Source organism: Aureimonas fodinaquatilis (assembly GCF_008369445.1).
Lineage (GTDB): Bacteria > Pseudomonadota > Alphaproteobacteria > Rhizobiales > Rhizobiaceae > Aureimonas > Aureimonas fodinaquatilis.
On the sequence record NZ_VTWH01000004.1, the window covers coordinates 35962 to 60517 of the forward strand.

Here is a 24556-nt window from a genome sequence, read left to right on the forward strand (position 1 = left end):
TGCAGTTGCATCGGCCCCAGTCAACTTGCGTTAATCTGCGCAGCCTACGACGTTGTTGCCGTCCAGATCGATGTCCGAAGCTCAGCGTATTTCTGCCGGTCAGGCAGGTTTAGTATCCTGCCCTAAAACCGATAGGTGAACCGTCCCTGAATGGCATGGTCTCTGTCATCGGTGCCTATGCGACCGTCATATGACACGCCCAGAGAAACCGCCTCAGTCAGCGCTGCATCTATCCCGACGGAAAGCAACGCGGCATCGCGCGAAAGTGCTGATCCTTCAATAGTGAAGGGCGCAATGGATGCGAGGGAAAGGCCTGCCTGCGGCGCTAAATCCCCGAAGCTGTGCTGCCATCCCAGAAGGCCGCCAATGGTGAAACGGATGTCGCGCCAGTCAACATCTACGTAACTGCGCAATCCAAGTGTCGACAGCGTCGAATTGTAATCAGAGCCGTTACCGGACAATGCGGCCGGGCCACCTGCTTCCGCGAAGGAATCAGTTCTTACCCACAGTTGTGTAAGGTTGACGAACGGCTCCACCAAAATTCCGCTGATGCGCGTTTCATAGCCCAGTTCGGCAAAAAGCTGTGCCGTGTATCCGTCATAACTTGCGCTTGCAGCATCGACAAAGCCGGGGAAACTGATGGTGCGGTTTGTCTCAATCTGATGATTGGAATAGGAGGCCCCGCCACGTAGCGCTATCTCGCCAAGATTGGTACCAGCATACAGTCCGATATGGTAGCTGTCCGATCGCGAACTTGCGTCTATGGCTTGAGAGTCAAGGGTTCCGCTGCTCCAGCCTGTCAACAGGCCCACTCGCCCGGCGTCTCCCACCGCACCATCGATGCCGAGAAGCACGCCGCCAGTATCCTGATTCAGGTGGCCGGCACCAGTTCCGTCCAGCCGTCCCCAGCCGCCGAATGCCTGTACCCAGCCTGTGGCCAGCCCACCGGGTTCTCCAATATCGGAACCTTGAGCCAGCGGTGCAATCTGCGCGCTGCGTTCGTCTCGCAACCGGTTCATGGCAGCCTGGCGCACATGGCGGCTTTCCTGCGCCAAGGCAGCTACCAAGTCCGCATGTATTCCGCCGCTGAGGCTTTCAAGCGCACTTGACGCCGACCTCATATCCAGCGCGGCCAGCGAGCTGACCAGTGGAATGGTTGCGGATGTGAGTGGCAGGGAGTCTGCAGCAAAGCCGACAGAGCGCTGGTTATCGGTTGTGCCGGCAGTGGCGAATGACACATCGCTGCGGCCGATGCTGAGCAGAACCGATTGTGGCGTGTAGATGAGGTCAGCCGCCAAAAACGGATAGGCCGACGAGAACACCGCACTGTCGTCGATTGTGGCAAACTGGCCATCAATGCCGCCCGCTGCGGTCAGAATTGTGAAGCGGGTGCCAAGTGCAGGAACGGTGGCGTCAGTTCCAAATAGCAGAAGTGACACATCACCGCCAAGTTGCGCCCGCCCGCCAACATCGATGCGATCCGATTGCGCCACCCCATCAATCTCGACAACATAGGTTGTTCCGCTGCCAAGACTAAGATCGCCGGCAATGGTCAGCGTGCCGATGGAATTTCCGGCGGCGAGGGCCGACCCTTGCAGGGTCGTCACGCCACCCAGAATCTGCCCGGTGCCCGACAAAGTCCCGGCACTCTGCACAGATCCGGCAACCAGTCCGTTGTGCAGGAAGGTGCCCGCGCTGCCGATGGCAACGTCGCCGATGATTGTGCCGGTCAAATTCAGACTGCCCGACTGAACGGTGGTGCCGCCTGTATAATTAGCAAAGCCAGCCAGTGCGACGGTGCCGGCACCCGCCACGATGAGCGAGCCGGACCCGCCAACGCCGTTTGCCAGCGTCGTTGTCGAGGCGGCTGCAGGAGCCAGTGTTGTTGCTCCCGCGAGGATAGTGGGAACGCCAATGGACAGGTCTGCCTGCGGAGCAAGGGCGCCGTTCAGGACAAGAACCTGCCGAAACATCGGGTTTGAGGCAGTTGCATTCTGGTTGGGCAACACGCCCACAAATCCATCCACAGCATCGTAGAAAAGATTCATGCCATGGAATGCGCGCACAGAAGCGTTGAGATACGAGGCAGTATGGCCGCGCGGCCCTGCCCAGTTCATCGGATTGGGCGCACTCGGGTCGGTCGGGTCGACAACGAAACTGTAGCCGACAGCGCCGCCGGATCCGAGCAGATCCACCGTGATTGTCGATCCGGCAGCAATGGCATTCTGGAAATCGTGTTGCTCAAGATAAAGGAAGCCGTCAGTGACCCCCGTGTCCATCAGAACCTGCCCTACCCCGCCAACTGTATGGCCGGAAGGAAATGCCACCGAGACTGCCATGGGTTGCATGGAATAGGCCTGTGCATTCGCTGCATCCGTGACCCTGCCAAGTTGACCGATGGCGTAACCTGCCGTGTTGGACGCTGTCAGGCCCAGAACAAACCCCGCCTGGGTAACAATGTAGCCGGCTCGCATTGTGCCGCCGGCCTGCATCCCGGCTATATTGACAAACGGGTTATAGGCCTGCGGAGTTGCCAGCGCGGACGCCAGTGTCGACGGATTCAGAGTGTTGAGGTCTAGCCCGGCGGAAACTCCAGGTATCATCGTGTTACGGCCGAACCCGACACCCATCATGGAAATCGATCCCGACGCATCGCAGGCATTCGGGGCGCCGGGCAGACAGACCTTGTCGCGAACGCCCAGGACCCGCATGTTATCGCCCGTGGACACGGTGGTGCCATCGGCCGCGTTGAATGTGACAGTTCCTTCGTAGTATTCGCCGAATGCGACAAGGTTGGAGGAGCTGTAATAGATGAGGCCGTACTCTCCAGTGGGCCGAAATCCACTGCCTGCCCCGCTTAGATAAGACTCTTCCAGACCAATGCCGGTTGACCCCGTATCGACAAGCAAACTGGAATTGTAGGTTCCAATCGACACGCCAACCCGGGGCGAGCCGGTGCGCATAATCTCGGACAAAGACTCGGCGCCCCCGCCATTGGAAAAGGGAACAAGCGCACTGGACGTATAGCCGTCGTAGGCTGTCCATGCGCTCTGCGCAAAGACCGGCTGCGTAAGGGCCGCCAGACAAAAACCGAGGCCGCATGCGGCCCCTCGCTGCAGATTTGAAACTGGGAAGGGACGCATGGAAACAATCCTGAATGGGTATAAAACCAAGCTCTATACACCTTTGGGTTGAAATCAAGCGGGGCTCATGCGGCCAATTGCCTGATTCACCATCATCAAGCGGTTGCAGGTGAAACAATTTCGGACATGTGCTTTCAATGCACCGTGTGTGCAGGCAAGCGCCGATTGTGGCTGGCTGCGCCGGACCCTGAAATCTCGTTGTGATCTACTCTGCAGCAACGGGCTGCACAACAATTCCAATCAGGCGCCAGACCCTGTCAACGACTTGAAACACAAGTTCAAAACGGACAGGGACAGGTGTTGTCGCGAAGCGGCCGGAAACCCGAAGGAGGCCGTTCTCGTCGAGAACAGGACCAAAGGTAATGTCCGGCTGAAGCACCGTCACGGCCTGCAGGTCAATCTCCCTGCGCCGCAATTCTGCGAAAGTAACGGCAAGGTCGGCCGCGGTGTTTCGCGCGGTAAAACCTGGCGCAGCCAATTGGCTCAACACCGAATAATTGCCGGTGACGTTGGCGTGATGCAGGGCTACCAAAGTCGAACGTATGAGAATGGCAACAAGTTGCGCGTCCTCCTCGCTGCCAATGGCAGGCACTGGCTGGGCAGCAACGTTTACAGTCGCCCCGCATGCCATGGCAGACGAAAGCAGAAGCGCAAGCCAGCCACGCCTACCAGGCAAAGCTGGCTCCGATGCGACCGGCAACTGTTCCGTGGCTGGTTCCAACCCCTACGCCGCCGTTCAGGTATATATTTTCGTGGATTTGGCCAATGGCGCCAAAGCCAAGGGCGGCTTCCCGCTCAAACATTCCGACATTGGCTGAAATCGCGAAGCTCTTGTCACTTGGCAGTTGCACCCCGCCGAGAGCCAGCGCAATGGCCACACCCTCACGTATGCTGCGATTGTCGCTTTCCAGTACGCCGACCCGATCGCTCAGCACGTCCACATTGTTGAAAAAACTGTCAAGGCTGACAGAAGCGAGATTGCCGGAGGCATCGCTGGTCACGAACTCGACCGGCCCCTGCTGCGCAGCATAGCTTGCTTCAGAGGTTATGCCTGCCAGCGTGTAGGTGGCACCTGGGCCGCCAATGACGATCTGGTTAGCACCGCCGGCGTTAACGCCCGCGCCTATTGCCACAGAATTGACACCGGAGGCCGTTGCGCCCGCACCCAGCGCGATGGAGCCGGTGCCGGAAGCGGATGCCGCTGAACCAACAGCGACCGCGTTGCTGCCGCTGGCGGCTGCACCACCACCTGCCGCAACAGTTTCAATTCCGGTTGCTGAGGCTGGCGCGCCAGTTGTCCTTGCAGCAAAATAGAAATTATTGCTTTCAATGTTGCCCAACGCGGTGTTGATGGCACCAAAGGCAGCGCCGACCGAATTGTATGTTTGACTCAGTACCGTATAGGTTGGCTGCGTCACCGTGCCGTCCGGGGCAACGCTTGAACTTCCGCCCAGCGCCGACACGATGCTTGTGCTGACGGCGGAGAGCTGGCCGCCATTGATTGCCTCAGCAGAGCCTGCGGAGACGGCCCCCGCTGCTACACCTTCCAGCGTCCGCGCAACGCCTGACTGGTTGGCAATCGAAATGCTGGTGCCATCGGTTGCACCGCCAATGGAAATCGCCCTGCTGATCGGGTCCTGGCGAACGATGCCGCTGGCACCATTGATGATATTGGTGATTTCCAGACTGTTCAGCGCAGTGCGGCTGTCAAGGTCGATGAGCGCAGACCCGACATTGGTGAAAGTTCCTGTGCTCAGCGCATAGCTTGGCGCCAGCACAAGCCCATCCGTTCCCACGGTCGTTCCAAGCGCTTGCGCAATGGCTGTGTTGCTGGAGAATAGCTGCCCCCCATTGATAGCATCTGTGGACGCCGAAGCGATTTCACCGGCAGAAACCCCGGTCAGCCGTCGTGACAATCCGCCCTGCGAAAGGAAGGAAACGGTGTCTCCGTCAGTGCCAGCCCCAACCGTGATAACCCGAGTGGTCAGATCCTGCTGAACAAGGCCGATCTGGCCATTCTGCACATCGAGGTAGAAGTCTTCGAGCGCAGCAAAAGCAGCGATCAGACCGATCGAATCGATGAACTGAACACCTGCGACAAGATCGGTTCTGCTTCCCAGGGTCGAGATGGCATCAGCAAGGTTGTAGTAGGGAACGCCGCCGATCGTATAGGTTGGACCGGTGAAGACGCCTCCGGTGAAGGTGCTGTCGCCACCGAACACTTCGGTGACAAACGTGTTGACATCGGTATCGGTGATTGCCTGCGCAACAGCGTTATCAGGCGCCAACCCCAATAAACACACAGCAAGCAGGACGGGCTTGCCGCGTCTCAGAAAAGTTGACGGCGAAGTGCACTTTTTCGGTGCCATGGAAGCCACTTGCACGATGATGTTCCCCAAAAGACGCGAGGCGATCCAACCTTCAGCCCCGAATTTTTTCATGCCCCAACCTGTGGTTGATTCCGCCAAGGCATTTTTCTTCACCAGTTAACCATAGGTTAACGGAAACATGTGTAACCGCCCTGCATCTTTGCGGATCGATTTCAGCCGGATAATCAGGGAACCGGGTGCTGGAAACAGCGGCAGATGCCGGTGAAACACTTCCAGCTTCAGCCTCTACCCAGCGTTGTGGCTGGCCAGAATGGACAGCAGCCGCCTTCCTCCAGAAGGTTAAAGCCGGCATCAAAAAATGCTACTTAAGCCTTATTGATTTTATGGGTGACCTGCGCATTTGGGTGAGAATGGTTAACCGCGCATCTATTGCAAGCATTCGGACTGTTACATGCTGTCGTCACGACGAGACAAAATCATAAGCTATGCCGTCGCAGCATCTTTGCTGGGCACCGCCATGATCGCCCTGATGTACGAGGGAAACAAAGCCCGCTTCCATGATCATCGAAGCGAGAGACACCAGACCAACGGCCGTGGTTAGCCGTCCTGCATCAGACCTGAAAGAACGATAGACAGCGCTCCGTCGGGCAGTGGTCTTTGCAGCGCTCCAGCTTCCGCCCAGGGCGCTCGCATCCATATGTCAATTTCTTCTGCCGTCGTCAGGATAGCGGGCATCGCTTTCGGGTGGACGGCGCCAACTTCCTGGTTCGGCTCACAGGTCACGAAGCCGTACACATCTGCACGCACCTCGCCCTCTTTGACCTTGCGCACGCTGGTCCAGTTGGTCCAGATACCGGCGAAAACTGCCAGTGGGCGCTCCTGCGACAGGGCAAACCAGACCGGTACTTTCTTTCCGTCAATTGTCGCATATTCACTGAATGAGGTGAATGGCACCAGACATCGGCTGTTCACGCCAAGCCACCGCTGCCAGTGCGGGCTTTTCGTGTTGCGGATATTGGTGACGCCTGGGTCTGAGTTCCTGCCTTTCAGCACAAATGCGGGCGACGGCATGCCCCATCGCATCAGCGTCAGTTCGCGTTCAAAATCCTGCCCGTTTCTGACAACGGGCGCGGCGTAATCCGGAAATACGCCCGGCATCGGCGGCAGATTTCCCGTGCTGTCGCGCATTGACCGCGTGAACGCTATAATCGCCGATTGGCCTTTGGTTATGGAATATAGGTTGCACATGCCTGTTAGTTGGCGTGTGCCGGTCAAAAAGAAAGCCCATTCAGATCAAGGTCTGAACGGGCATGGATTCAGGTTCAAATCGTCCGCTTTCAGGTCTTCTTCAAGGCATCAGGTTTATGGGCAGCTTTCTTTCCGGATTTGGAACTCTGAACAATCACCTGCGGGTCGTCCTTGGAAGCCTTGACCACGTGGCCTTTGATTTTTGTGTCAGATGTCTGTTTTTTAACAACCTTGCCCTCGGTTTTCCCCTGGCTCGTATTCCAGGAAACCTTGTCGCCCTTTTTCAGAGTGTCGGTCATGGGGCTTTCCTTCAATCCGGGCTGGCCACGGAAGGTGGCTTGATATCATCCACAAAACCGGGTTCGTCTTCCTCCCCGGAAAATTCTCTATCCGCTTCCTGATTGACCTTGATAACGTCTTCCGATTCCTGTTCGGTCAGTTCGTGTGGATCGTGAGCGCGTTTCCAGTGATCTTCGTGTGCGCCCGTTGGCCGTCCCTCATCCTCCCAGATTTTATAGGCACGTTCGCGGCGCTGCTGTTCCCTGTCATCCATGGTGCTTCTCCTTGATGGTCAAACACAACTCGGATTGCGTATAAGTCGTTCCTGCCGAGGAACCTGTATTCTTTTCGAAAGCACCGCTTGACCTGGCATCTGGTGGAAGCCTTATCGAGACATCATGGCTGAGCACGCATACACCATTAGTCAGGCTTCAAGGCTGGTCGGCCTTCCGGTCCGGCGCATTCGTTTCTACAGCGATCAGGGGCTGTTGCCTCTGCTGGACAGAACCGGGAGCGGATACCGCCTGTTCGACGAAAGCGATCTGGTGCGTCTGGGTTTGATCAGCGCTCTGAGGGACGCAGGATTAAGCCTGAAAGCAATCCGGACCGTCCTTGCCCGGGGCCAGTCTGTTGGCGATGTGCTGACGCTCCGACTGGCGGAGATAGAGGCGCAGATCAGTTCACAGCGTCGCATTGCGGCAGCCATCCGCATGGCTCTTCGGTCATCTGAGCCAAATCCCGAAGATCTCAGGAGAATATGGATGATGACTCACTTATCGAACGTCCAACATGTTGCAACCGTGGAGCGGTTTCTTGAACAGGTTGTCGAGGGTTCATCGGTGGATCCGAAATGGAAAGACTGGATGCTCCGAATGAGCGCCCCAAACCTTCCTGATGACCCTTCATCGGAGCAGCTTGATGCCTGGCTGGAACTGTCGGCCATGTTGGTTGACCCGGCCTTCATAGCAAAGATGCGGAAAAACGCCGAAGACAGCGCGGTTGCCCTTGATGCCGAGGTTTTCAAGACGATGAGCACTTCGGTTCTGGCCAAAGCAAACGATGCAATGGATCGCGGTCTGGAACCATCCTCGCCCCAAGGCAAGGCAATCGCTGAAGAATATCTGGCGGGCTGGGCGCGCGCTACCAATACAAGGCTGGACGAGCCCGGCTTGCAGCGGATGAAGCGGAAGCATCTGGAACATCAACCGAACATGCGGCGATACTGGGCGCTTGTTTCCATTTTGAACGGTTTGCCAGGTCGTTCAGAGCCCAGTCAGGAATGGCTGTGGATTGAAAAGGCGGCCTTGGCGTTACTGGCAGACGCCTGAATTCACGGCCAACTGTCTTGCGCTTTGCCGGTCAAGGCGCTACCCCGTTGATTGATGGTGCCTTCCTTTCGGAAGGTTAAAAGGGAATGCGGTCTGGACATATCATCCAAAGCCGCAGCTGCCCCCGCAACTGTAAGCGGTTCGAGTCTGACACATTGCCACTGGGTTAACCGGGAAGGCGTCAGGCAATCACCGCGAGCCAGGAAACCTGCCATCATCAACACGGACTGTCGCCGGGCGGGGTGTCTCGGAGGCTTCAGCTTCGCCATTGCTGGCGAAGCGGTTCGCATTGCACCCCGCTTGTAAAATGACGTCCGTCCGGGGTTCGACATGCATGACGTTTCAGATATGGATGCCAGAAATGCGCGTTCGAACTACGACGTAAAAGAGCAAATTCGCGAATATTGGTCACGCCGGTCCCAAACCTTTGATCAATCACCCGCGCACGGCATCCACTCTCAGAACGAGCTTGAAAGCTGGCAACGCCTGATCGGTGACAATGCGCAAGGCATTGGCAATGGCCGGGTTCTGGAACTGGCCAGCGGCACCGGTGAATTCACCCGTGTTCTCCGGGCGCTCGGTTGCCAGGTTGAAGGTCTGGATATTTCCGAAGCAATGATCAGAAATGCTCGGGAAAAACACGGCGGCGATGTGAAATTCCACCTTGGCGATGCCGAGAATACGATGCTTCCCGATGGTTTGTTTGACGCTGTTGTTTGCCGGCATCTGGTCTGGACGCTGCTGGACCCTGAAAACGCGTTCGGCGACTGGCTGCGAATTTTGAAGCCGGGCGGTCGTCTGATCATCATCGATGGCAACTGGCAGCATCAGGCATACGCCGCGAAGCTGGCTGCGCAGGTTGCGAGGATCTGGGACCGTTTTGCACCGCGCAAACCTCTTTACGACGCAGAGGCGCATCGTTTGATTCAGGCTCAGCTCTTTTTCCGCGACGGCCTGTCCACAACTCTGCTTATTGAAATGCTTGGCAAGGCAGGGTTTGCCCAAGTTCACTCAGGCCCGCTCAAAGGCGTTCTGGCTTCCCAGCTTCGCGCCGCCAACTGGCGCGACCGGCTCGATCTGCTTCAGTCGCAAGGCCGCTCCTTCATCGTCTCGGCTCAGCGCCCTTCCGAAATCTGAATCTGACTGAACATCCCCGGAGATACGTCCCATGACCAGAATTTCCCGCCGAACGGTCTTGATCGGCAGCGGATCGCTTGCCGCTCTGCTGAGTTCCCCCAGCTGGCTTCGGGCACAGGAAACTGCACCAAAAAGCATTCGCGCTATTCAGCCCTGGGAGTTCAAGAGCATTCAGCCCGCAGAAAGCGGCTTTGTCCTCAACCGTGCCAGCATTGCCGAAGGGCTGACCGCGCTTCAGCCAGACGGCAATGTTGTTCCGTGCCTTGCAACGGGCTGGACCACCTCCGACGACGCAAAGAAGTGGCGGTTCGCGCTGCGCCAGGGTGCTGTTTTTCATGACGGCACGCCCGTCACCTCCCAAACGGTCAAGGCCTCGCTGGAAGCACTGATACCGGAAGCGCGGCGCTTGTCGGCAGTTCCCATTTCGTACATCGAGGCCGAGGAAGACGAGATTGTGTTTCATCTCGATCAGCCATTTGGGCCGCTACCGGCCTATCTCTGCGATTTCGCAATCAGCGTCTATGCTCCCGCTGCGTTCGGCCCAGACGGCAAGGTCGCCCGGATTATCGCCACCGGACCTTACAAAGTCGATGCCATAGAGCTTCCACGACGCCTTTCGCTGGTGCGCCACGAAAACTATTGGGGCAGAAAACCGCATGTGGAGCGTGCGGAATTTGAAGCCGTTGCCAATGGTGAGACGAGAACCAATATGGCGCTGGCTGGCGACGCTGACGTCATTATGAACATTCCGACGCCAAGCATCTCGCGCATCGCCAATTCCGGCACGATGCAGGTGCACGAAGTCATCAATCCGCGTGTGCATGCGCTGTATCCGGACTGTGGCAAACCGCAATTCCAGGATGTTCGCACACGACGCGCGTTAAGCCTGGCCATTGACCGCACGGCCATTGCCGCAACAATCATGCGCAATGCCGATCTGGCAGCGACGCAGCTTTTTCCCCCTGTCATGCCGGATTGGCACTTTGATGATCTTCCCAATTACGATTATGACGTGGCCGCCGCGGAAGCTTTGCTGGATGAGGCAGGCTGGGTAAAAGGCGCCGACGGCATCCGCTCCAAGGATGGTGTTCGTTTTGCCGGAACAATCCGAACCTTTCCCAACCGCCCGGAAATGCCGGTCATTGCGGCTGCGCTTCAGGCAATGTTCAAAACCGTGGGATATGAGCTGGATATCAGCATTGGCGAAGCAAGCGCCATCGTTGAGGCAAAACAGAGCGGAAACCTCGATATAGGCTTTTCATCGCGCCATCTTGCGATTGTCCCGGACGGTATAGCGGTGATTTCCAGCGAATTCGTTGTGGAGGATTCGCGCAATCAGTCCGATACGGGTGCCACGAACTGGCGCAACGCGGAGTTCGATGCGCTTTGCGACGCCTATTACGGCGAAACAGACGAGACTGTCCGGGCGAAAAGCCGTCGCCGTCTGGCTGAAATCCTGCAGGAAGATGTGCCGGTGCTTCCGATCGTCTGGTACAGCCAGATATTTGCGGTTTCCAACCAGCTACAAGGCTTTGTGAACGACCCGTTCGAGCAACGCCTCTATCTTGATCAACTGAGTTTCAAGGGCTGATGACGCTCTGGACGACCATGATTCTGGGGCGGCTGGCGCAAACCACGCTTGTCGCCCTCACACTGGTTACCGTGTGCTTTGTCTTCGTGCATGCGCTGCCCGGAGACACAGCTCTGCGTATTGCCGAAGCAAGAGGCGGCGCGGAATTCCTCAACCTTGGCAAAGCACAGCAGATTGCCGAGGAGGAAGGCCTCAACCGCCCGATCCTTGTCCAGTATGGCGAGTGGGTTGGACGCATTGCAACGGGCGATCTGGGCGTTTCGCTGGTCACAGGACAATCGGTTGCAAGTGAACTTTGGCAAAGAGGGAAGAACACGCTCATCCTGGGAATTGCTGGTTGGCTTGCATCCTATCTTGTGGCTTTGCCGATCGGAATTTACGCCGCACTTCGCCCACATGGATGGGTGGACAGGGCATCATCATTCTATTGCGTCACGATGGCATCGCTCCCCAGTTTTCTGATGGGCATCGGACTTATATCCATCTTCGCCTTGTCCCTTCGCTGGCTGCCGCCAGCCGGTTTCCGCTCCTGGTCGCATCTCATCTTGCCGGCGGCAACGCTGGCGCTTGGATTGTCAGCATTTTCAATCCGGCTGATACGAGACACTGTCCGCGAGGTGAACGGAAATTTCTTCATCACTTTCGCAAGAACGAAGGGCCTGACAGCCACAGCAGCTTTGCGACAGAACGGCTCGCGCAATGCTGCAATCCCGATTGTCGCCTTCGCCGCGTTGCAGTTTGCCGCCGTTGTCGACGGATTCATCATGATAGAGACGCTTTTCAACTATCCCGGCCTAGGCGAACTGCTCGTTTCCTCAATGCTGGCAAGGGATGTTCCCATGGTCATGGGTGCCGGGCTTGTAGCAGCTATTGGCTACGGCCTTGTCAATCTCGCAGCCGACCTTGTCAGCATTCTGCTGGACCCCCGGCTGTCGCATCGCGACCAGACCAGAGCGGCTCTACGATGATGCGGCGCATGCAGGTTGTTTCGATCATAGTGCTTGCGGTAGCCGTCAGCGCGCATCTCATTCTGCCCGGGGATCCGAACGCCCAGTCTCTGATCAGGGCCCTGGAGAAACCCAGCCTTTTCCATCCTTTCGGTTTTGATCATCTGGGTAGAGATGTCTTTCTGCGTGTCATGCATGGTGCCCCGAGATCGCTGGGACTTGCCGCACTTTGCGTTGTATTCGCCTATAGTCTGGGGATCGTGCTTGGCATGGTCGCGGCTTATCGAGGTGGCTTGCTTGATGCAGTGCTCATGCGCACGGTTGATCTGCTTCTTGCCTTTCCTAGCATTCTTCTGGCGCTTCTGCTGGCAGGATTTCTGGGCGGTGGCCCCGGTCCTATCCTGTTTGGCATTTCGCTTGGGCTTATGCCGCAGTTTGCCCGTTTGTCCCGCGCCACGGCTGGTCAGGTGCTGGCGGAGCAGCATGTGGAAGCTGCCGAAATGGCCGGCTTTCGAACAAGGGCAATTCTGCGCCGCCATGTCCTTCCGCCCGTCATTCATTCCACTCTGCCAATTGGGGTCCTTTCCATCGGCGGCGCGATCCTTTCCGTTTCCTCCCTCGGGTTTCTTGGCCTGGGCATACGCCCGCCTGCTCCGGAATGGGGGGCGATGATCAGCGAGATGATGCCCTATATATCCGAGGCGCGGATCCAGCTTGCAGCACCCTGCATCGCAATTTTCTTCTCCGTCCTGGCATTTGCCCACCTGTTCAGGACGGGCGGAAAAACAAGTGACCAGAGACGCACCTGATGAGCAATCGCGATATGGAATTGCGCCTGGATGAGATTGTGGACGGTGCCGGGCAGCGCGTGGTTGGCCCGGTGTCACTGCACTGGAACGCTCCGGGCGATGCATGTGCGCTGATCGGTGAGACAGGCAGCGGCAAAAGTCTTGTCGCACAGTCTATCCTTGGTCTCCTGCCGCCGAATTTTCGGGCCCGCGGCTTTATTCAGATCAAGCAGAACCGCACATCTCTTTCAGATGTGGCAGCCCTTCAGGCGCAGTGGTCAACGCTGATGGCCCTTGTGCCGCAGGAGCCATTCCGTTCTCTTGATCCGACAATGCGGATCCGCCGGCAGTTTCGGCAGGTGAAGGGCAGCAATGATGTGCGGATCGTCAATGCGCTGACCGAACTGGACCTCTTGCCCTCTGTGGGTCAGGCCTACCCGTTCCAGCTATCCGGCGGCATGGCACAGAGAACTTTGTTTGCAATGGCGCTGATCAGCGGCGCACCACTGGTCATTGCTGATGAGCCGACCAAGGGATTGGACGAAACACGCTCTGCTCAAAGCCTGGCGGCTCTGAGGCGCCTTCGCGCAGAGGGACGGAGCGTGCTGATCATCACGCATGATCTGGACCTCGCAAGGCAGTTGGATGGAACAACGGTTGTCATGAAAGCGGGCGAGGCTGTGGAGACTGGCCCTGCGCAGCATGTGTTCACCAATCCAGCCAATGCCTACACCCGCGAATTGCTTCAGGCGGACCCTGCTTTCTGGTCCAGCGAAACCGAGCGGACCAGCCCTGCGCAAAACATTGTCGGGGAATTGCGCCGGGTGTCATTTGGATATCGCCGTCAGACACCTCTGTTCGAAAATGTCTCCTTTACAATCAATGCGGGCGAGGTTGTTGCGATAACGGGGCCCAGCGGCATCGGAAAAACAACCCTTGGCGATGTGCTGCTGGGTCTGCGCCGTCCGACGTCGGGAAGCGTTTTGTGGCAAGGCAGCGATATCGCCACAAAAAGCGGTTTGGTTTCCAGTTTGCGAAGCAGATATCAGAAGCTTCACCAGGATCCCGGATCAGTCTTCGCGCGCCATCGGACAATAGGCCAGCATTTCGCCGATCTGGCTGACATTATCGATCCTGCAACGGTGACTGAGCGTATGGACAAGCTGATGCAGACAATGCGGCTATCTTCGCGCCTGCTTGACAGAACAGTCGACGAAATTTCCGGCGGCGAAGCGCAGCGGCTGGCACTGATGCGTATTTTGATGCTTGCCCCGGTGCTGATCGTCGCTGACGAGCCCTCCTCACGGGTTGATCCTATCGTCCAGCGCGATGTGTTCGACCTTCTCGGCATGGTCCGCGAGCAACAAAACGTTGCCATTGTGCTGATCAGCCATCAGGCAAGAGTTGTGTCTACTTTTGCCGATAAGGTCATCGATCTGAAAACTGTGTGTGGCTGACGGCATGAACATGCATCGATGATACCGTGACGGTGCAAAAGCCGCCGACACGGTGGGAACTGTGCCACCATCAATTACATAGTCAGCACCGGTGATGATGGCAGCTCGATCGGAAGCCAGAAAGGCAACGAGATTTGCCACCTCTTCGGGGCTGGACGGGCGTCCGATGGGGATGCCGCCAAGAGTGGCCATTATCATTCTTTTACCGGCTGCAAGATCGGTGCCCGCCTCACTGGCCAAACGTTGCGCAAGCCCGATCGAAGCTTCTGTCTCTATCCATCCCGGCGAAACGCCTGCCTTGAGCAATGACGATTGGCACAATGAACTGGCACTCAACCTGTTTCCCGCTGTCCGGCTGGATCGCGAGTTGATCCCGAGCATGGTCGCACAGAGAAGCCGCGTCGTAATTCACGTCTCTTCCATTCAGAGATTGCTGCCGCTGCCGGAAGCAACAACCGCTTATGCTGCGGCAAAGGCAGCACTTTCTACCCACAGCAAAGCCTTGTCCAAGGAGATTTCGCCGACGGGATGTCCGTGAGGATATCGAGGCTGGCCCGCTGGTGTGCATTTTGCAGGAATGGATGCCGTTTTCGGAAGAGCTTTGCATCTACTATCCTCGACGCAACCCGTCAGCCGCACACAGAGCGTTTGTCGATCTTGCGCGTCAGTTTGCAGCAAAGGCTCGAAACAACTCCGCATAGTCGGCACTTTCAGCCTCAAACCTGTGCGAAATTTCAGCTATTGCAGAGCGACACTATTCCAGATCATCGTTGAGCATTTCGTGGATGCGGTTGGACAGGACCTGCATGTCGAATGGTTTGGTGACGATCTGCATACCGGGTGCAAGATGCCCGTGGGAAAGCACTGCGTTCTCGGCGTAACCGGTAACAAACATGACTTTCAAATCGGGATGTATTTCTCTGGCCGCGTCGGCAACCTGCCGCCCGTTCATGCCATTGGGCAATCCAACATCGGTAATCAGCAGGTCAATGTGGGAATTCGAGCGCAAAGCGTTCAATGCCTGAGGACCGTCGCCAGCTTCAATGACAATATGACCCAGTTCTTCAACCACATCCACGACAAGCATTCGAACCAGCGGCTCGTCGTCCACCACCAGTACAGTCCTTCCCGGCTCGCCCGTCAGAACGGGTGACGGGTCGGCATCCTTTTCCATCGCCTCTTCAGAATGATGGCGCGGAATGTAGATGCAAACCGTTGCTCCCTCACCCACCTCTGAAGTGATCCGGACCTGACCACCGGACTGGCGTGCGAAGCCATATATCATTGACAAGCCGAGCCCGGTTCCGACACCGATCGGCTTGGTTGTAAAAAAAGGATCGAAGGCCTTGTTGATGACATCGGGGGTCATGCCTGTTCCCGTGTCTGAAACACATAAGGACACGTAATGTCCCGGCTGCAGGTCACGCTCGCGCGCAGAGCGCTCGTCCAGCCGATGATTGGTGGCTTCAATTGTAATAGTTCCGCCGTGGGGCATCGCATCCCGCGCGTTGATGCACAGGTTCAACAGGGCATTTTCAAGCTGGTTCGGGTCAACCAGCGTAGGCCACAGGCCTGCACTGTCACCGGAATCAACGATAATTTCCGGACCAACAGTCCGCTGGATCAAATCCTTCATACCGGCAACCAGCCGGTTCACGTCGGTCGGCTTCGGGTCCAGGGTTTGACGGCGGGAGAATGCAAGCAGGCGATGGGTCAGCGCGGCAGCGCGCTTGGCCGCTCCCTGTGCACCGACCATATAGCGGTCAATCTCTGCGGCCCGCCCCTGCTGGATGCGAATTTGCATCATATCCAGCGAGCCTGAAATGCCAGCCAGCAGATTGTTAAAATCATGTGCCAGACCGCCGGTCAGTTGACCGACCGCTTCCATTTTCTGGGACTGGCGAAGCGCTTCTTCCGTCCGCGCCAGCGCCTCTGCCTGAGCCTTCTCAGCCGTGATGTCACGCCCAGTAGCGTAAGTCACATTCCCAAGCGGCGCCGCCACCCAGGATATCCATCGCAATGTCCCATCCTTGTGCAGATATCGGTTGACTACGCTGGGCCTGCCACCCTCGGCGGCCAGCTTATAAGCCTTGATTGTTTCAGCGTGATCCTCAGGAATGACAAAGGCCGTAACATGTTGCCCGACAAGCTCCTCGTCAGTGTAACCAAGCATGGTTGTCCAGGCAGGGTTGACACGCAGGAACACGCCATCAAAGTCGATCACCAGCAACAGATCCGGTGAAGCATCCCAAAGGCGGCTTACCTCTGTTGTGCGCGTTGCCACCTCGGACTGCAGGGAAATGTTCTGTGACCGCAAGGCATCCTGCGCGTCCTTCTGGTCCTGAATATCCAGAACTGAGCCAACATAGCCCAGGAATGTACCGTCGCCGCCAAAGCGTGGGCTGGCAGCATCGACCGCCCAGCGATAGTCACCATCATGTCGGCGCAGACGATACTCCAGCCGAAACGTCTCCTGATTGGCATTGCATGCCAGAAAAGTTTCGCCGGACCAACCCTGATCATCGGCGTGGACGGCTTCCAGCCAGCCAAGGCCGAGCGCTTCCTCTTCCCTCTGGCCGGTGAACTCATACCAGGAGCGGTTGAGATATGTCGCCTGCCCTTCAGGGTCGGTCACCCACATCATCAGCGGCGAGTGATCGGCAATGTTGCGGAAACGCTCTTCACTCTCGCGCAGTGCAGCCTCGCTGCTGCGCAAAGCCAGTTCGCTGCGGCGGCGCTCTGTCAGATCATGGAAGATCAGGGCCAGGCGCGAGGTGTTGGCAGCATCGATGGGAATTGCATAAACATCGAACCAGCGCCCCATCGCCTCAGACCCGCTTTCGAACCGGCGGGGCGTATGGCTGGAGGCAACTTGCGCGTAGACATCCACCCACTCCTGCTCAAGATCGGGCACCAGTTCCCGTGCGGTCCGCCCGATTGCGTTTTTCAGCCCGGTGTTTTCTTCAAATGCCAGATTGGTTTCGAGAAAACGATAATCCACGGCGCGACCATCGGGATCAAACATCATCTCCAGAATACAAAAGCCAACTTCCATAGACCGAAGCAGCTCGCGATATCTCTGTTCGGAGGTCTCGGAGGCGCGAAGCGCACCGCTGGCATTGTTGAGCGAAGTTTCATCCCGCAACAGCTTCACATAGCCCTGAAGTGCGCCCTCGGAATCGCGCACGGCAATCAGTTCTCCTGCAGCCCAGAAACGGCTGCCGTCTGCCCGTAGATGCCAGCGAATATCGGCGGCCCTGCCGGTTTCGGCCGCAATCAGCATTTCCTTTTTGTCAGCCCCTGCTGCTCGATCTTCCGGAGTGAAGATCATTGTCACCGTCTTCCCGATGATGTCGTCGCCACTCCAGCCGAAGATATAGCGGGCACCCGCGTTCCATTCGGTAATAACCCCGTTCAAATCAGTGCCGATGATCGCAAAGTCCCGACTGGATTGAAGCATCGAGGCATATTTTGCGCCCGGATAATGGGCAGACGCTTGGCTGTTCTGATCTGGAATTTGGCTCATCAGGTCTTCTTCGGTAGCGGGGCCAGTAAGAGCCGGTTGTGCTGCATCAATTAACAGATGAGCACCCGATACGGTTCCTCGCGGATGTCCGATGTCAGGCTGTCTGCTGCCAGGCTTGAGCACTGCGGTTTTAATGCCTGCATTGATTGTTTGCGAGGCCGCTATAGGTAGTAATCTGGAAGTTTTCCCAACTTCCGTTCCGCCTTTGAGCAAGTTAGGACCGATTATGACGGCAAAAGGCAACAACATCCAATTTCGCAGGGAGCGCGCCGATACCACGACGCGCGTCGCCAGTGCGATCATTGCGGTTGAAAAGGCCAAGCGAGCGCTGAAAACCGAGCGGCTGCGAGCCGCCCGCCTTGAAGTTAAAACCAAATAGCTTTTCCAGCGCCCGAATTTGAACCATCGCCGGCTGTCACATCGGCAGTTGGAAACCTGTGCTGCCGGATTAAAAATGCACGACAAGACCGACGATCGGCCCGTGCTGGATAATGTCGAAAACGAAACCGTCGTCATTGCTGAAATCGACGCCAAGCGCACGATAGCCAAGCACCGATGAAAAGCGCTCGTTGAAATGATAGCCGAGGGCTGCAGCGACATCCCAATCAAGATCCGCCTGACCGGCACCGATCAACCCCCACCCTGTCAGATAGAGCTTCGGCGTAAAATTAAAATTTCCCCGGATGCCCACCAGCCCGTCTGCCCAGGTGTCCCCGTCAGAAAATGACCGACCATCCAGCAACCCTCCGTAAAAAGTTATGTCGGTGTCGACGGACCAGACCCGCACACCCGCGGCAAGGTCAAGATGCCCATCCTGAGACTTGGCAACTGTATAGCCAGCCCCAAGCAAACCGCTGAATGTCGTGGATGTGACCGCAACGCTGCCTGCAACAAAACCTCGAGGCGTGACTGAATCGGTCGAAACCTGGCTGTATTGCAGATCATTGAAAATACTGAAATTGCCTCGCCTGGCCTCGGCGATCGACATGAAGCCGATATCAAAATCCTTGATAATGTCGCTGAAACTTTCATGCACCTCCACTTCAGCAGATCCAAACTGCGCCATTTTGCCATCCAGCCCCGCAACCCAGAAATACGGTGCGATTGTGAACTGCCACCCTTCCTGCTCCATTGAATAGGCCGCGGGCGAAACGGGCACCACCGCATCCGCCGCCATCGCGGATCCAAGCGAAGCCAAGCCAAGTGGAATTCCAACAAACCAAGCCTTCATGCCTGCCCCCGCAAACGTAGAATACGACCCGACTGCTATAAATGTGCGATTTGGCGTTTCTTCTGAACTTCGCCAGACATTCACCTTCAGGTAGAAGGTCACGTCCATCAATCCAAGTCAATCCACAGCGGCCTTGATGCAAAACCGGTTTTCGGATCGCACTTGCACGCCTTCACAAACGATGTAATAGTATCGAGATACGATTGAATTATATCGAATATCGATACATCTTGATGGTCTTGATGACCTCTCCCAAACGCCATTTGTTCAACCGCTGCTATGCATTGGAGTGGGAATGCAAACTTCATCGACAAAGAAGATCACATCGCGCATTTCGGCTGCGCTGGTACTATCGGCGCTGGCATTGCCTGCATTTGCGGACAAATCCACGGACACTCTTGTCTGGGCTCGGGATATTGAAGCAATCATAACCGACCCGTATTACGACAATACGCAGATCACGGTGACCATTCAGGACGAGGTTTGCGACAATCTGCTCGCCCGCAATCCCGAGACGCGTGACTATGAGCCAAATCTTGCCACGTCCTATGACTGGGTGGACGATGTGACGCTCAACGTGAAACTGCGGGAAGGCGTGACTTTTCATGGTGGAGAACCATTCACGGCTGAAGACGTGAAATACACGCTGGAGCACATTTCCGGGCCGGAAAGCGGCGTGACCCAGCGCACCTATGTCAACTGGATCGAAGGCGTGGAGATTGTTGGCCCGTACGAGGTGAACATCAAGGCTAAAGAGCCAACCCCGGTCGCGACGGAATATCTGTCAACCGTGTTGCATATGGTGCCGAACGGGCATTACGCCGAAGCGCCTGAGCGCGATGGGCAGAAGGAATATGGCAGTGTGCCATTGAACTGCACCGGGCCATACAGGATTGCCAACATCGATCCCGGCCGCTCTGTAGAGTTCACAGCCAACGAAAATTACTTCGACGGACCCAAGCCAAAGCCAACAATCCAGAACGTCACTTACCAGACAATCACCGACCGCGACGCGCAGATCATCGAACTTCTGGGCGGCAATCTGAACTGGATTGCCAATATCGGCAAAGACAACACGGCGCAGCTTGCTGCCTATGACTCGGTGGAAACACAGGAAGCACCGATCCTGCGGTTCACCTTCCTGCTGTTCAATTCTGCCGGCAAAGGCGGCGGAACCAACCCGTTCCAGGACCAGAAGGTGCGCGCAGCTGTTGCCCATGCCATCAACAAGCAAGGCATTGCACAAGGGTTGATTGGTGAACGCGCCGATCCGGTCAATTCGGTTTGCCACCCGCTTCAGGTTGGTTGCAGCACCGATGTGACGACCTATGACTACGACCCGGATAAGGCCCGTGCCCTGCTTGCAGAGGCTGGCTTCCCGGATGGCTTTTCGGCAGACCTGTACACGGCCGTGCCGCGCGAATTCAACGAAGCGGTTGTTAATGACCTGCGGGCTGTGGGCATTCAGTTGAACATACGGCAAATGCAATACAGCGCTTTCAGGCCGGTTGCCCGTTCGGGTGAGGCAAAAATCACCTTCAACACCTGGGGCTCCAACCGCATCAATGACGCTTCAGCCAGCACCTCTCACTTCTTCAACCATTCCGATGACGACCTGACATTGGACCCCAAACTGCATGAGCTGCTGCAGAAGGCCAACAGCACGATCAACACGGAAGAGCGCAACGCCGCTTTTCAGGAAGCGCTGGGCATCATTGCCGACAATGTCTACGCGGTACCGGTAACAACGATGTCCGTTTACAATGCCAGCACAAGCGATCTGGAAATCTCGCCATATTTCGACGATCTCCCACGCTTTTATCGCGCGAAATGGAAAGAAGAATAGTCGCCTGAGGCGAAGCTTCATCACTCACGGCAAGGACGTTTAGATGATTGCATTTCTGATACGGCGTATTGGCACAGCCATTCTCGTCGTCTTCACAGTGTCCTTGCTGGCATTTATGCTTGTGCGGCTCGCAGGGGACCCTGCGGCCGCCATAGCGGGCGAAGGGGCCACGCCTGCGGATATTGAGCGTATCCGCATTCTTTACGGCTTCGACAAGCCCTGGTTCCACACCTATCTTTTGTGGCTGGAGCGCATTTTCAACGGCGATCTCGGCTATTCGCCAATCACCCGGCAAGACGTTTCCGCCATGATTGCCAAGGCCCTGCCCGTTACGCTGACGCTCGGCGGCATGGCCATGTTGTTTGCGATGATGCTCAGCCTGCCGCTGGGCATCATCGCCAGCCTGAAGCCAAACGGCCTGGTTGACCGTATCGTACTGGCAATAACGGTCGTATTCCAGGCTATGCCGGTTTTCTGGATGGGCTTGCTGCTTCTGCTTTATTTCGGGCTGTACTGGCGGCTTTTCCCCACCGGGGGCGATGCAACGCTGAAGCACTTTGTTTTGCCTGCAGCGGCACTGGGCCTGTTTGCCAGCCCTGGCCTTATCCGCCTGACACGCGCAGGAATGCTGGATGCGCTGGCATCGGATTATGTGCGCACGGCGCGGGCCAAAGGAATGAGCGAGATGACGATTGTTCTGCGCCACACCATTCCCAATGCAATGATTCCGGTGGTGGCGCTGGCAGCGGTGGAGTGCGGAACGTTGCTGGGCGGTTCAATTGTCATTGAAGCCGTTTTTTCTCTCAACGGACTTGGGCAACTTGCATGGCGGGCAATTCAACGGCTGGACATTGCGGTCATTCAGGGCGTCGTTCTGGTGGTTGCCGTCATCTACATTCTGCTCACCCTCTTTGCCGATTTTCTCAATGCGTTTCTCGATCCGCGTATCCGGGTGAAGTGACATGACAACACTGGATCAAACGGACCGCACCATCGACACAGCCACTCCTCTGGGCAAGCGCTCGGGGCTGGCGCGCTATCTCAGCCATTACGGCTTTGCCTTCGGCATAACCCTCTTGGCAATTGTTGTGCTGATGGCGCTTTTTGCACCGCTTATCGCCCCGCATGACCCGTTTGCGCAGGATATGACACGCCGCTGGCTGGATCCGGTATGGTACGCAGACGGCACATGGGCGCACCCGCTTGGCACAGATGGTTTCGGTCGCGATTATCTTTCCCGGCTGATTTACGGCGCGCGCATCTCCATTCTGATCGGCCTGTTCACCATGCTGCTGTCCGGCTTCATCGGTGTAACGCTGGGGCTGCTTGGTGGTTACTTCGGTGGCTGGGTGGATTCGGTCATTTCCTTCATCATCATGACACGCCTGACGGTTCCCGTGGTTCTGGTGGCAACCGCCCTGTCAGCGATCGCCGGCAGCACATTCGGCACGGTCGTCATCATTCTGGGCTTTTTGTTATGGGACAGGTTTGCCGTGGTGACACGCGGCGCGGTGCAAAAAGTGCGCAGTCTGGAATTTGTGCGGGCGGCGCGTGCTGTCGGATGCAGCAACACCCGCATCATCATCCGCGAAATCATTCCCAATATCGCACCGGTCATTCTGGTCATTGCCACCTTGGAAGTGGCGCAGGCCATTCTTCTGGAAGCCGCCCTCTCCTTTCTGGGTCTTGGCGTGCAACCGCCCTTGCCATCCTGGGGCTTGATGATCGCGGAAGGCAAAAGCCAGATGCTGTTCAAACCCTGGGTCATCACCATTCCGGGCATAGCGCTGTTCATGCTGATTTTGGCCATCAACCTTCTGGGCGACGCATTGCGCGATTTGACGACGACGGGCGGACGGGTGTGACGGGCATGAACGCAAATTGGAACGAGATATCATGACAGCGGTCGAAACTTTCGAAAGCCAGACACTCTCGGTCAAAAATCTGCGGATCGCCATACCCGATCCTGCTGAGGATATTCCGATTGTCCGTGGCATTTCACTGTCAGTGCGCCGGGGCGAAACCGTATGCGTTGTGGGGGAATCCGGCTGCGGAAAATCCATGACGGCCCTGGCGCTGATGTCTCTGCTGCCGCGCTTTGTCAAATGCGCCAGCGATGAGTACCAGGTTAATGGCAAGGACCTGTCGCGGCTGTCCAACCGCTCGATGAGCGGTGTTCGCGGGCGCGATATCGGCATGATTTTTCAAGAGCCGATGACATCTCTCAACCCTTGCCTGACCATCGGCTCGCAGTTGACAGAGGCGTTTTTGCGCCATGGCATGGGGTCAAAAAAGGATGCCGCCGACAGGGCAACCTATCTTCTGGACCGAACCGGCATAAAAAACGCTCCGGAGCGGATGCGGCAATATCCGCATGAGCTCTCGGGTGGGTTGCGGCAGCGTGTCATGATTGCCATGGCGCTGATGTGCAAACCCGGTTTTCTGATTGCCGATGAACCGACAACCGCGCTGGATGTCACCATTCAGGCCCAGATTCTGCATCTGCTGAAAGAGCTTCAGGTCGAGAACAATATCGGCATGATGTTCATCACTCACGATCTGGGCGTGGTGGCCAATATCGCCGACCGGGTGGTGGTGCTCTATGCCGGCGAAGTGGTGGAACAGGGCACGGCGCAGGATATCATCCGACGCCCGGCTCATCCTTACACCAAGGCGCTCATCGATTGCCTGCTGGTACCCGGCCAGACGCGTCCGGGGCAAAAACTGACAACAATACCGGGTCTTGTGCCCAGCGGGGCGAAAGGCAATGTCTGCAGCTTTCTGAACCGCTGCTACTATGCACAAAACGCCTGCAGGCAGCCCATCATGCTGCGAGAAAGCGGTCAGAAGGAGCATCTCTATCGATGTATATTGGACCCGCAATGACAGGCAGCCCCGTGTCCGACACATCCCCCATGGTCATCGAAGCGCAGGATCTGACATGCGTGTTTTCCAGCGGCGGTATGTTTTCGCGGCAAAAAGCTGTTGCGCTCAACAATGTCAGCCTGTCCGCACGCAAGGGAGAGTCCATTTCCATTGTTGGTGAATCCGGCTCTGGCAAAACCACTCTGGCCATGGTTCTTCTGGGCTTGCAGCCGGTAACCGCGGGCTCGGTGCACATTGCCGGCAAGGCGCTGTCATCCTATTCGCGCAAGGAACTGGCACGGGTGGTGCAGCCAGTGTTTCAGGACCCATATTCCACGTTGAACCCACGCCAGACCATTCGATCCATATTGACCCTGCCGCTGATCGTCCATGGCGAAAGCCGCAACAATGGCGAAAAGCGAATGCTGCAAGCCATGGATGCGGTGGGCATGGCGGCGCGGCATCTGGATGCTTTTCCATCACAGCTTTCCGGCGGCCAGCGTCAGCGCATTGCTATTGCCCGGGCATTGATGGTCCGGCCCGAAATCCTGATCTGTGATGAGCCCACATCAGCGCTGGATGTGTCGGTGCAGGCCCAGATCCTCAATCTCCTGACCGATATCCGGCGCGAATTCGGCCTGACATACATCCTGATCACGCACAATTTTTCGGTCGCTGAATATATGGCGGACAGGGTTTGTGTGATGTTGAAGGGCGAGATTATTGAAGAGGCGGCAGCGCAGGATTTCTTCCGCTCTGCCAGCCACCCTTATTCACGCTCGTTGCTCAACGCCATTCCCACACTGGAAGGCGTAGACCGGTAGTCTGTTCAAATGATCG

The 24556-nt window shown here is 56.9% G+C and carries 20 protein-coding genes, 2 pseudogenes and 1 riboswitch; of the genes and pseudogenes, 13 read left to right on the top strand and 9 right to left on the bottom strand.

Going from position 1 to position 24556, the window contains the following annotated elements:
• Positions 1-122: 122 nt before the first annotated feature.
• From FPY71_RS15090 to FPY71_RS15115, 6 genes are all read right to left on the bottom strand, one after another.
• Complete coding sequence (locus FPY71_RS15090) at positions 123-3143, bottom strand: autotransporter outer membrane beta-barrel domain-containing protein (RefSeq protein WP_149301159.1); 3021 nt, start codon at positions 3141-3143, stop codon at positions 123-125.
• A 205-nt stretch (positions 3144-3348) separates the two neighbouring features.
• Positions 3349-3819 (bottom strand): hypothetical protein, encoded by a 471-nt coding sequence (locus FPY71_RS15095; RefSeq protein ID WP_149301160.1) that lies wholly within the window; start codon positions 3817-3819, stop codon positions 3349-3351.
• Positions 3809-5431, bottom strand: coding sequence for a YadA-like family protein (locus FPY71_RS15100; RefSeq protein WP_188052370.1), 1623 nt, complete (start codon positions 5429-5431; stop codon positions 3809-3811). The genes FPY71_RS15095 and FPY71_RS15100 overlap by 11 nt, the downstream gene beginning before the upstream one ends.
• A gap of 639 nt (positions 5432-6070) precedes the next feature.
• The gene (locus FPY71_RS15105) at positions 6071-6721 is read right to left on the bottom strand and encodes an SOS response-associated peptidase (protein WP_149301162.1); all 651 of its coding nucleotides are present in this window, start codon (positions 6719-6721) and stop codon (positions 6071-6073) included.
• Positions 6722-6810: 89 nt separating this feature from the next.
• A complete protein-coding gene (locus FPY71_RS15110) occupies positions 6811-7020 on the bottom strand; it encodes a hypervirulence associated TUDOR domain-containing protein (RefSeq protein ID WP_149301163.1) in 210 nt (69 codons plus the stop codon).
• 11 nt (positions 7021-7031) lie between these two features.
• The gene (locus FPY71_RS15115) at positions 7032-7274 is read right to left on the bottom strand and encodes a DUF2934 domain-containing protein (RefSeq protein ID WP_149301164.1); all 243 of its coding nucleotides are present in this window, start codon (positions 7272-7274) and stop codon (positions 7032-7034) included.
• 124 nt (positions 7275-7398) lie between these two features.
• On the opposite strand from FPY71_RS15115, the gene FPY71_RS15120 reads away from it, so the two are divergent.
• The 6 genes from FPY71_RS15120 (at position 7399) to FPY71_RS15145 (ending at position 14248) form a co-directional block, all read left to right on the top strand.
• Positions 7399-8328, top strand: a complete 930-nt coding sequence (locus FPY71_RS15120) for a helix-turn-helix domain-containing protein (protein WP_149301165.1) — start codon at positions 7399-7401, stop codon at positions 8326-8328.
• Between the two features lie 38 nt (positions 8329-8366).
• A riboswitch (cobalamin riboswitch) is annotated at positions 8367-8558 on the top strand.
• 100 nt (positions 8559-8658) lie between these two features.
• The gene (locus FPY71_RS15125) at positions 8659-9465 is read left to right on the top strand and encodes a class I SAM-dependent methyltransferase (RefSeq protein WP_149301166.1); all 807 of its coding nucleotides are present in this window, start codon (positions 8659-8661) and stop codon (positions 9463-9465) included.
• A 31-nt stretch (positions 9466-9496) separates the two neighbouring features.
• Positions 9497-11056 (top strand): ABC transporter substrate-binding protein, encoded by a 1560-nt coding sequence (locus FPY71_RS15130; protein WP_149301167.1) that lies wholly within the window; start codon positions 9497-9499, stop codon positions 11054-11056.
• Positions 11056-12024 carry an ABC transporter permease gene (locus tag FPY71_RS15135; protein WP_149301168.1) on the top strand — a complete coding sequence of 323 codons (969 nt, stop codon included), beginning with the start codon at positions 11056-11058 and terminating at the stop codon, positions 12022-12024. Before FPY71_RS15130 ends, FPY71_RS15135 begins: the two co-directional genes overlap by 1 nt.
• Before the next feature lie 8 nt (positions 12025-12032).
• Positions 12033-12812 carry an ABC transporter permease gene (locus tag FPY71_RS15140; RefSeq protein ID WP_188052371.1) on the top strand — a complete coding sequence of 260 codons (780 nt, stop codon included), beginning with the start codon at positions 12033-12035 and terminating at the stop codon, positions 12810-12812.
• On the top strand, positions 12812-14248 hold the full coding sequence (locus FPY71_RS15145; protein ID WP_149301170.1) for an ABC transporter ATP-binding protein: 1437 nt from the start codon (positions 12812-12814) through the stop codon (positions 14246-14248). The genes FPY71_RS15140 and FPY71_RS15145 overlap by 1 nt, the downstream gene beginning before the upstream one ends.
• 51 nt (positions 14249-14299) lie before the next feature.
• On the opposite strand, the pseudogene FPY71_RS18710 reads toward FPY71_RS15145, so the two are convergent.
• Positions 14300-14539: pseudogene (locus tag FPY71_RS18710) on the bottom strand (SDR family oxidoreductase); the annotation flags it as partial.
• On the opposite strand from FPY71_RS18710, the pseudogene FPY71_RS18715 reads away from it, so the two are divergent.
• A pseudogene (locus tag FPY71_RS18715) lies at positions 14532-14777 on the top strand (SDR family NAD(P)-dependent oxidoreductase); the annotation flags it as partial. The pseudogenes FPY71_RS18710 and FPY71_RS18715 overlap by 8 nt on opposite strands.
• A 225-nt stretch (positions 14778-15002) precedes the next feature.
• On the opposite strand, the gene FPY71_RS15155 reads toward FPY71_RS18715, so the two are convergent.
• On the bottom strand, positions 15003-17774 hold the full coding sequence (locus tag FPY71_RS15155; protein ID WP_188052372.1) for a PAS domain S-box protein: 2772 nt from the start codon (positions 17772-17774) through the stop codon (positions 15003-15005).
• Positions 17775-17865: 91 nt separating this feature from the next.
• Between FPY71_RS15155 and FPY71_RS18530 the strand changes: the two genes are divergently transcribed.
• Positions 17866-18153, top strand: coding sequence for a hypothetical protein (locus tag FPY71_RS18530; RefSeq protein WP_188052373.1), 288 nt, complete (start codon positions 17866-17868; stop codon positions 18151-18153).
• A 69-nt stretch (positions 18154-18222) separates the two neighbouring features.
• Here the strand turns inward: FPY71_RS18530 and FPY71_RS15160 are convergent, their stop codons facing one another.
• Positions 18223-19005, bottom strand: coding sequence for a hypothetical protein (locus tag FPY71_RS15160; protein ID WP_149301173.1), 783 nt, complete (start codon positions 19003-19005; stop codon positions 18223-18225).
• Between the two features lie 295 nt (positions 19006-19300).
• Between FPY71_RS15160 and FPY71_RS15165 the strand changes: the two genes are divergently transcribed.
• The 5 genes from FPY71_RS15165 to FPY71_RS15185 are packed head-to-tail and all read left to right on the top strand — an operon-like array spanning position 19301 to position 24540.
• On the top strand, positions 19301-20851 hold the full coding sequence (locus FPY71_RS15165) for an ABC transporter substrate-binding protein (RefSeq protein ID WP_149301174.1): 1551 nt from the start codon (positions 19301-19303) through the stop codon (positions 20849-20851).
• 43 nt (positions 20852-20894) lie between these two features.
• Positions 20895-21812: an ABC transporter permease gene (locus FPY71_RS15170; protein WP_149301175.1), complete on the top strand. Its 918-nt coding sequence runs from the start codon at positions 20895-20897 to the stop codon at positions 21810-21812.
• Position 21813: 1 nt separating this feature from the next.
• Entirely contained in the window at positions 21814-22716 is a 903-nt protein-coding gene (locus tag FPY71_RS15175) for an ABC transporter permease (protein ID WP_149301176.1), read from the top strand.
• Positions 22717-22747: 31 nt separating this feature from the next.
• The gene (locus FPY71_RS15180) at positions 22748-23737 is read left to right on the top strand and encodes an ABC transporter ATP-binding protein (RefSeq protein WP_149301177.1); all 990 of its coding nucleotides are present in this window, start codon (positions 22748-22750) and stop codon (positions 23735-23737) included.
• Positions 23734-24540: an ABC transporter ATP-binding protein gene (locus FPY71_RS15185; protein WP_188052374.1), complete on the top strand. Its 807-nt coding sequence runs from the start codon at positions 23734-23736 to the stop codon at positions 24538-24540. Before FPY71_RS15180 ends, FPY71_RS15185 begins: the two co-directional genes overlap by 4 nt.
• Positions 24541-24556: the final 16 nt, after the last annotated feature.